The sequence below is a fragment of the Streptomyces prasinopilosus genome (assembly GCF_001419695.1).
Classification (GTDB): domain Bacteria; phylum Actinomycetota; class Actinomycetes; order Streptomycetales; family Streptomycetaceae; genus Streptomyces; species Streptomyces prasinopilosus.
Window position 1 is genome coordinate 1 of the sequence record NZ_LIRG01000262.1, and the last position, 8,231, is coordinate 8,231.

General features: G+C 74.3%; 7 protein-coding genes and 1 pseudogene. All 8 read left to right on the forward strand.

Annotation, left to right across the window (positions count from 1 at the left end; translation table 11 throughout):
• On the forward strand, nucleotides 1–783 hold a 783-nt coding region (locus tag AOK18_RS12365; RefSeq protein ID WP_055694365.1), incomplete at its 5' end, for a CE1758 family FMN-dependent luciferase-like monooxygenase.
• On the forward strand, nucleotides 780–1,478 hold the full coding sequence (locus AOK18_RS12370; protein WP_055573914.1) for a CE1759 family FMN reductase: 699 nt from the start codon (nucleotides 780–782) through the stop codon (nucleotides 1,476–1,478). The genes AOK18_RS12365 and AOK18_RS12370, both read left to right, overlap by 4 nt.
• A gap of 352 nt (nucleotides 1,479–1,830) precedes the next feature.
• Entirely contained in the window at nucleotides 1,831–2,697 is an 867-nt protein-coding gene (locus tag AOK18_RS12375; protein WP_240503157.1) for a response regulator transcription factor, read from the forward strand.
• Nucleotides 2,698–2,898: 201 nt separating this feature from the next.
• Nucleotides 2,899–4,311: a HAMP domain-containing sensor histidine kinase gene (locus AOK18_RS12380; protein ID WP_055694368.1), complete on the forward strand. Its 1,413-nt coding sequence runs from the start codon at nucleotides 2,899–2,901 to the stop codon at nucleotides 4,309–4,311.
• A 298-nt stretch (nucleotides 4,312–4,609) separates the two neighbouring features.
• The gene (locus tag AOK18_RS31850) at nucleotides 4,610–6,535 is read left to right on the forward strand and encodes a sigma-70 family RNA polymerase sigma factor (RefSeq protein ID WP_420865600.1); all 1,926 of its coding nucleotides are present in this window, start codon (nucleotides 4,610–4,612) and stop codon (nucleotides 6,533–6,535) included.
• Nucleotides 6,536–6,973: 438 nt separating this feature from the next.
• Complete coding sequence (locus AOK18_RS12390; RefSeq protein ID WP_055694367.1) at nucleotides 6,974–7,174, forward strand: hypothetical protein; 201 nt, start codon at nucleotides 6,974–6,976, stop codon at nucleotides 7,172–7,174.
• Between the two features lie 2 nt (nucleotides 7,175–7,176).
• The gene (locus AOK18_RS12395) at nucleotides 7,177–7,818 is read left to right on the forward strand and encodes a sigma factor-like helix-turn-helix DNA-binding protein (protein ID WP_055574936.1); all 642 of its coding nucleotides are present in this window, start codon (nucleotides 7,177–7,179) and stop codon (nucleotides 7,816–7,818) included.
• A gap of 4 nt (nucleotides 7,819–7,822) precedes the next feature.
• Nucleotides 7,823–8,231 (forward strand): annotated as a pseudogene (locus AOK18_RS12400) (hypothetical protein); the annotation flags it as partial.

An 8,231-nucleotide genomic window follows, 5' to 3' on the forward strand; every position in this document is an offset into this window, starting at 1 on the left:
GCCGACGGCCGGGTGGACCTGATGATGGGACGCGGCAACACCGGGCCGGTCTACCCCTGGTTCGGCAAGGACATCCGCGAGGGCATCAACCTCGCCATCGAGAACTACGCCCTGCTGCACCGCCTGTGGCGCGAGGACGTCGTCGACTGGGAGGGCAGGTTCCGCACCCCGCTGCAGGGCTTCACCTCCACGCCCCGCCCGCTGGACGACGTACCGCCGTTCGTGTGGCACGGGTCGATCCGCTCGCCCGAGATCGCCGAGCAGGCCGCGTACTACGGCGACGGCTTCTTCCACAACAACATCTTCTGGACGGCCGACCACACCAAGCGGATGATCGACCTGTACCGCACCCGGTACGCGCACTACGGGCACGGCACGCCCGAGCAGGCGATCGTCGGTCTCGGCGGCCAGGTGTTCATGCGGAAGAACTCGCAGGACGCGGTGCGCGAGTTCCGCCCGTACTTCGACGTCGCCCCCGTCTACGGGCACGGGCCCTCGCTGGAGGAGTTCACCCGGCAGACCCCGCTGACCGTGGGTTCCCCGCAGCAGGTCATCGAGCGGACGCTCTCCTTCCGTGACTACGCGGGCGACTACCAGCGCCAGCTGTTCCTCATGGACCACGCCGGCCTGCCGCTGAAGACCGTGCTCGAACAGCTCGACCTGCTCGGCGAGGAGGTCGTGCCGGTGCTGCGCGAGGAGTTCGCCAAGAACCGCCCGGCCGGCGTGCCGGACGCCCCGACCCACGCCTCGCTGCTGGCCGGCCGGGAGGTGACCGCGGCATGAGCGTCGTCGTCGTGTCGGCCGGGCTGAGCGTGCCGTCGTCCACCCGGCTGCTCGGGGAACGGCTGGCCGCCGCGGCCACCGGACAGGCCCCGGCCGACGTGCGGGTGATCGAACTGCGGGACCTCGCGGTCGACATCGCGCACAACTTCACCAGCGGCTTCCCGGCGCCGGCGCTCGCCGACGCGATGGACGCCGTGACCGGGGCGGACGGGCTGATCGTGGTCACGCCGGTGTTCTCGGCCTCGTACAGCGGGCTGTTCAAGTCGTTCTTCGACGTGCTCGGCGTACGGGACCGGGAGGCGCTGGCCGGCAAGCCGGTGCTGATCGCCGCGACCGGGGGCACGCCCCGGCACTCGCTGGTCCTGGACCACGCCCTGCGCCCCCTCTTCGCCCACCTGCGCGCGGTCGTCGTCCCCACGGGGGTGTACGCCGCGTCCCAGGACTGGGGGGACAAGGGCCTGGACGCCCGGATCGAGCGGGCGGCGGGCGAGCTGGCCGCCCTGACGGGCGCGCTGTCCGCCGCCTCCGGCAGTGCGGACGGCGACGCGGACACCGGTGCGGGCGGTGGCGCGGACGCCGGTGCGGGCGGTGGCGCGATCGGCGTCACGCGCGGGGGCGCGGCCGGCGACAAGTTCGACGCGCGCAACGTGGTGCCGTTCGAGGAGCAGCTGGCCGCGCTGCGGTCGGCGGGCTGAGCGCACCGGGGCGGCCGGGGCGGCTTCGGGTGCCGCGGCCGCCGGACGCGCCGTGCACGGACCTCCCGGCGGTCTTCCCGGACAGCGGCCGTCGGGCGGGGCGACCGGTTCCGTCCGGTTCCGGTCGCCCGCGAGGATCCGGTCGCGGGCGGGAACGCCCGCGACCGGACCGCGGGCCGGACCGCGGGCCGGACCGCGGGCCGGGCCCGGATCGTACGCCGGGGCGCGAGGCGCGAAACCCGGACCGCGGATCGCACGGCGGTCCGGGGGAGAGGACGGCGGGAACGAGGGGACCGCGGTGTCCGGGCCGCCGGTCGTCCGCCGGGGCGGCGGTCCTTGGCAGACTGGCACCGTGCCTCCTACCGCGTCCCACACCCCCACCGTGCTGCTCGCCGAGGACGACCGGGCCATCCGCAACGCCCTGGAACGCGCCCTGACCCTGGAGGGCTACCGGGTCACCGCGGTCGCCGACGGCGTCGAGGCGCTGGCGCAGGCCCACCGCAGCCGGCCCGACGTCCTCGTGCTGGACGTGATGATGCCCGGCATCGACGGGCTCCAGGTGTGCCGGGTGCTGCGTGCCGAGGGCGACCGCACCCCCGTCCTGATGCTGACGGCGCTGGTGGAGACCGCCGACCGGATCGCGGGGCTGGACGCGGGCGCCGACGACTACGTCGTCAAGCCGTTCGACGTCGAGGAGGTCTTCGCCCGGTTGCGCGCCCTGCTGCGCCGGGCGGCCCCCGCACCTCCGCCCGGGACCGCACCCGGGCCCGTCGAGCCCCCGGCGCGCGGGGCGGCGCCCGGGACCGCCGGGAGGCCCGGGCGCTCCGGGACGCCCGGGAAAGCGGGGGCCTCCGGGAAATCCGGGACGCCCAAAAGCTCCGGGGCGTCGCACGGGCGGCCGGGCGCCGCCGCGACAGGACGGTTCGTCGAGGCGGCCGGGCTGCGCATGGACCCGCGGGCACGCCGGGCCTGGCGGGGCCGGCGGGAGCTGGAGCTGACCCGGACCGAGTTCGAGCTGCTGGAGCTGCTGATCCGCAACGCGGGCATCGTCCTCGACCACTCGACCATCTACGACCGCATCTGGGGCTACGACTTCGGCCCCGGCTCCAAGAACCTCGCCGTCTACGTCGGCTACCTGCGCCGCAAGCTCGACGAACCCGGGGCTCCGCAACTGATCCACACGGTGCGCGGGGTGGGTTACGTGCTGCGGGAGGACTGAGTGGCGCACGACACCACCGGCAGCCCGGACGCCGCCCGTACTCCGGGCGTCTCCCGTACCCTCGGTGTCTCCCGTACCCCCGGCGTCTCCCGGGCCCCGGGCGTGTCGTGCGGTCCCGGTACGGCGCGTCCATCCGGTGGGGCGCGCGCTCCGGCTGCGGCGCGTACGTCGGGCGCCCCCGCCGGGCGGCGTCGGCGCCGGCTGCGGCTGCTGTCGCTCGGCACCAAGTTCGCGGTGGCCTTCGCCGCCGTGACGGCCACGGTCACCGTCCTGGTCGGCATCCTGTCGTACGGTGCCGCCGCCCGGCTGCTGCGGGTGGACCAGCAGATGGTGTTCGACGAGGTCGTGCAGGACCTGCGCGGCGAGGTGCGGGCGAACCGGATGTCCCCGGTCGACTTCTCCTCCGCCGCCCCCGGTCACGACCTGGTCCGGCCCGCCCGGACGGACGTCCAGGTGCTCGGGCCGGACGGCCGGATCGTCGACCCGGGCGACCCGGGGCTGCCGGTGGTCGCCGCCGACCGCGCGGTCGCGGGCGCCGCCACGGCCGGACGGGTGGTCGAGCACGCGGACGTCGACGTCGGCGACGACGTCTACCGCGTCGCGACCGTCGCGCTGGGCGACGGCCGGGGCGCGGTGCAGATCGCGCAGGAGTTCAGCGACACCGAGGACCTGCTGCGGACCCTCCAGCGGCGCACGCTCGTCCTGATGGCGGCGGTGGTGACCGCGGCCGGCCTGTTCGGCTGGTGGCTGGCCCGGCGGATCACCCGCCGCCTGGTCGTCCTCACCGCCGCCGCCGAGGACGTCGCCCGCACCCGCAGGCTCGGCATCCAGGTGCCCGTCACCGGGTACGACGAGGTGGGACGGCTCGGCCGCGCCTTCGACCGGATGCTCGGCCGGCTCGCCCAGTCCGAGGACGACCAGCGCCGGCTCGTCCAGGACGCGGGCCACGAACTGCGCACCCCGCTCACCTCCCTGCGGACCAACATCTCCCTGCTGCGCCGCATCGACGAACTCCCTCCCGACGCCCGTGAGGATCTGGTCGCCGACCTCGCCCAGGAGGCCCGCGAACTGACCGACCTGGTCAACGAGCTCGTCGAACTCGCGGCCGGCCAGTCCGACACCGAACCGCCGTGCCGGGTCGACCTCGCCCGCATCGCCGAGGGCGTGGCCGAACTGGCCCGGCGCCGGGGCGGACGCGAGATCACCGTCCACGCGAGCGGCGACACCACGACCGACGGACGGCCCGGCATGCTGACGCGCGCCGTGTCCAATCTGGTCGAGAACGCCGTCAAGTTCGACCGGAACGGCACCGCGCCCATCGACATCACGGTCGCGGGGCCCGCCCGGCCGGGCACGGTGCGGGTGGAGGTCCGCGACCGGGGTCCGGGCATCGCCGCGGGCGACCTGGTCCGCGTCTTCGACCGCTTCTTCCGCGCCGCCGACGCCCGCTCCCTCCCCGGCTCGGGCCTCGGCCTGTCCATCGTCCGCGAGGTGGCCCTGGCCCACGGCGGCGCCCCGTACGCCGTCCGCCGGCCCGGCGGGGGGACGGTCATCGGCTTCACGGTGGGCGGCGGCCCGCTGACGGACCCCGACGACGAGGACCCCGGCCCCTGACACACCGGTGCCGGCCCCGCACCACCGCCCTCGCCCCGGCCGCCGTCGCCGCGTACGGACCGCTGGAGGCGAGCGTGCGCGCGCCCCCGGGTCCCCGCGGGCGACGGTGACGGCGCTCACTGTCATGCCCGGGGTCCTGTGCCACACTCGCCCCCGCCGTGGTCGAACGCGCGTCCGTGCACGGGGAGTCGCGCGGACCGGAACGATTTCCGCGCTTTCTGTTATCCGGCCCCCGGTGACGGCTCTCCTCCTGTGACGGCGCAGTACGGGTCAGGACCGAGAAGGAGCGTGGACGAGCGTGGCAGCGAGCAGCGAACCCGGCAGGGAGACGGTCGAGGCCGCACGGCGCGGCGACATGCGGGCCCAGGACGAACTCGTGGCCGGCTACCTCCCGTTGGTCTACAACATCGTGGGCCGGGCCCTGAACGGGCACCCGGACGTGGAGGACGTGGTGCAGGAGACCATGCTCCGCGCCCTCGGCTCGCTCAACACGCTGATGGACCCCGGCAGTTTCCGGTCCTGGCTGGTCGCGATCACCATGAACCAGATACGCCACCACTGGCGCGCCGAGAGCCAGGGCCGGGCGGCGCCGGTCGGTTCGGGCCTGCACGACGCGTACGACGTCGCCGACCCGGGCGCCGACTTCGTTGACCTGACGATCCTGCGGCTCGGACTGGAGGGCCAGCGGCGCGAGGCCGCCGAAGCCACCCGCTGGCTGGACCCCGACGACCAGGCGCTGCTGTCGCTGTGGTGGCTGGAGGCGGCGGGTGAACTGACGCGGGCGGAGGTCGCGGCCGCACTGGAGCTGTCACCGCAGCACACCGCGGTGCGCGTGCAGCGGATGAAGGCCCAGCTGGAGACGGCCCGGCTGGTGGTGCGGGCGATGTCCGCGCAGCCGCGCTGCGTCCTGCTGGACGAGATGACCATGGCCTGGGACGGCGTCCCCTCGTCCCTGTGGCGCAAGCGCATCGCCCGCCACGCCCGGGACTGCACCGTCTGCTCGGGCCTCCAGTCCGGGCTGGTCCCGGCGGAGGGGCTGCTGGTCGGACTGGGCCTGGTGCCGGTGGCGGCGGGCCTGCTCGCCGCCCTCGGCGAGGGCACGGCGGAGGCGGCGCCGATGTCCTTCGCGGACCACGCGACGGCGGAACCGGGCGACACGGCGACGACACCGTACGGGGACACGGCGACGACGCCGTACGGCGACACGGCCGGGGAGCCGTACGGGGACAAGAGCGCCGACCTGTACGGGGACAGGGGCACCGGTCCGTACGGGGACGCGCCCAGGGATCCGTACGGGGACGCGCCCACGGATCCGTACGGGGATCCGGGCGGCCCGGTGTCCGCCGGCTCCCCGGACGGGACCCTCGGGACGGTGGAGGTGGGCCGGCGCCGCACGGACCGCGGCGCGGGCGGTCGCGCCGACGGCCGGACGAAGGGCCCCGCGGGCAGCCGTGCGCAGAACCGTGCCCGGCGCCGGCGGAGCCGGAACATCGCGGCCGTGGCCGCGGCACTGCTCGTCACCGGCGGCGCGATATCCGGGTGGGCCCTCCTGACACCGGACGGCGAAGCGGACAAGGTGCGGGCGGCCTCGACGGGCGCCCCGGAGGAAGCCGCCTCCGAGCCGTCGTCACCGGACCCCTCCGTCCCGTCCTCGCCCTCCGGCTCCCCCTCCGCCTCCTTGCGCGAGGCCTCCGCCTCGCCGGACGCCTCGCGCAAGCCGAAGCCCTCGGCCACCCCGAGCGCCGACGCCTCCCGCACGAAGGCCGAGGCGCAGGCCCCCGCGCGGCCCGAGAAGACGGCGACGCGGCCCCAGGCGGCACCGACCACCGCGTCCGCGCCCGCTGCCGCTCCGGGAGGCGGCAACGCCGACCGGGTCCTGGCCCTCACCAACACCGAGCGGGCCGCGGCGGGCTGTTCGCCGGTGACGCTCGACAGCCGGCTGAACAAGGCGGCCCAGCTGCACAGCGAGGACATGTCCGCCAACGGCTACTTCTCGCACACCGGGCAGAACGGCAGCAGCTTCGTCGACCGGATCACGGCGCAGGGCTACCCGAGCCCGGGTGCCGAGAACATCGCCCGCGGCCAGAGTTCCGCCGCGAGCGTCATGGAGGCGTGGATGAACTCCGAGGGCCACCGCGCGAACATCCTCAACTGCTCGCTCAAGACGATGGGCGTCGGCGTGGTCACCGGCGACTGGACGTGGACCCAGGTCTTCGGCCGCTGACCACCCCGTCCGGGGGCGGGCGGGCCCGGTCCGGGTGCGGCACGGACGTCCGGAACCCGCGGCCGCCCGCCCCGGCGTACGGACGGAACGCCCGAGTCGTTCAGCCCGCGAAACGTTCCGCATCTGTGACGTCCCTCACATGTTCGAGGATTCGGCCAGGTGCTCGGACGGGCGGGAACGACCCCTTCCGGGCGGCATGGTGCATGTGTTCTCCCTGGTCACCGCTGGTGTCCGAGCGGTAACTTAGTGCTGTGGTCTATGCCTGTGCGTGCCGAGGTGATCACCTTGAGTAGAAATCTGGTCGAGAAGGGCACGCGCGTTTACCCCCTCTGATTGGAAATCCTGCGGTTGAGGACCCAGAGCGGTGTCCTCCGTGGCGTCATCTCCCCTCCTTCGGCGAGGGGTTGACGTCGCGTTGGCAGGAGAGGACCAGGTCCCGTGACCGTGAACGATCTGCTCGCGCTGCTGGCGGCCACCACCGCTGTGCGCGTCTTCCTCCCCGACCTCGTCGCGGGGATGCGCCGACTGCTGCGGGCCGGCGCCCGGATCGGCGTCGCCGAGCTGCTGAGCGCCCAGCCGGCGCGAGCCGCGGGCACCGAGGGCCGTACCGCGGCCCCCGTCCGGGACGAGGAGGCGTGACGATGTCCGTCCCCGAGAACAGCGACGCGCGCTCCGCCCTCCCCATCACCTCGGAGGAACTGAACTCCTTGCAGGGCATCCACTACGAGATGCCGTCCGACCTGGACGCCTTCTACCGGATGTACGCCCGCCCGCAGCTGCGCTACGCGGCCACGGTGCTGGGCGACATGAAGGCCGCCCGCAGTGTCGTGCGCCGTCTCTACACCCATCTCTCCCTCAACTGGGCCGTGGTCCTGCTCGAGGACGGCGGACCGGAGGCGTACGCCTGGCGCGTGCTGAAGATGAGCGTCGAGCTCCACATGCGCATGACCGTCGGCCCCGCCGCCGACGGGCGCAGCACCACGCCCGCCGGGAATGCGCGAACCACCGCCGTGCACGACGCGGTCCGTGCCACGCTGGAGAACATGCGCACGCAGCTGGCGGCCATAGAGTCCCCCCTCGGCCTCTACACGGCCATCGCCGCGCTGCCGGAACGCCAGTTCGACGTGATCATCCTGCAATACGTCCTGGGCTACCCCTGCAAACAGGCCGCCAACATCATGGGCATCCACCCGGCCACCGCCCGCACCCACCGGCGCCTGGCCCGCAAGCGAATCGCCACCAAGCTCGGCATAGACCTGGGTGACGACGAGGAGAAGGAGTAAGACCGTGCCGCGCAGCTTCGACGAGTACCTCGACCGGGCCGCCCTCCCGGACACGGTCACCGACGCCGACCTCGACGCACTGAGACAGGAGATCGTCCGCGACGTCACCGCCACCCTGATGTTCGGCGCCCGCCCCGCGCCCGAAGGCTGCCACCCCACCGCGCTCGACCGTGCGGAGGCGGCACTGACGGCCCTGTCCACCGAACTCATCCACAGCACCGACGCCGCCGGGTACCTGGCCCGCATCGCCGACGCCCCCGCCGACGCCGACGGCGCGCTGCACTTCGGCTGCGTGCTCAACCTCGCCCAGGAACCCGACAGCGCCCTGTGGTGGTGGCAGTTCGCCGCGCAGCAGGTGCAGCAGGTGGAGGCAGTAGGCCGCGGTGGCGTTGCCGGCGCCCGCGGCGAACTGC